This window comes from Oleiphilus sp. HI0080 (genome assembly GCF_001635135.1).
In genome coordinates this window covers 1-531 of sequence record NZ_LWFU01000213.1, presented here as the reverse complement: position 1 = coordinate 531, position 531 = coordinate 1, and the positions used below count along the sequence as shown (strand labels likewise).

General features: G+C 45.2%; 1 protein-coding gene. It reads left to right on the top strand.

Annotation, left to right across the window (positions count from 1 at the left end; translation table 11 throughout):
* Positions 1 to 148: 148 nt before the first annotated feature.
* On the top strand, positions 149 to 531 hold a 383-nt coding region (locus A3751_RS02315; protein ID WP_304438999.1), incomplete at its 3' end, for an inositol monophosphatase family protein.

Sequence of the window (531 nt, the reverse complement as noted above, 5' to 3'; positions counted from 1 at the left end):
CAAAGCAGTTAATGATGTGTGTAAGTTCGTCTTGTTCATGCCGCTAACGTTATACTCGGATTAATGATTTGTAAACAGCTGACCCAAACTTTTGCGTCATAGCAAACATACGTCGAGAGACTCTCAGCACATTTGACTAGGAAAAGAAATGATGACGGATATTGATGCTGCACTCACGCTGGCCAAGACGACCGCAATTGAAGCAGGACAGCTTATTAAGAAAATGCGGAACGAAGGTGCGCTCCAACATCAATACAAAGATCAGCAAGAGCTCGTCACTAATGCAGATCTCGCCGCCGACAAGTTCATTATCGAACGCATCAAGCAGGTCTTCCCAAATCATCGCTTTCTAACCGAGGAGACGTGCACAGATAAGAGCATCAGTCACAACCTAGATTCGCCAATTTGGATCGTAGACCCGATTGATGGAACAGTAAATTATGCACATGGGCATCAAATGGTGGCCGTTAGTATTGCGTTTGCATGCGATGGAGATGTGCAGTGCGGCGCTGTTTACAATCCATTTATGGA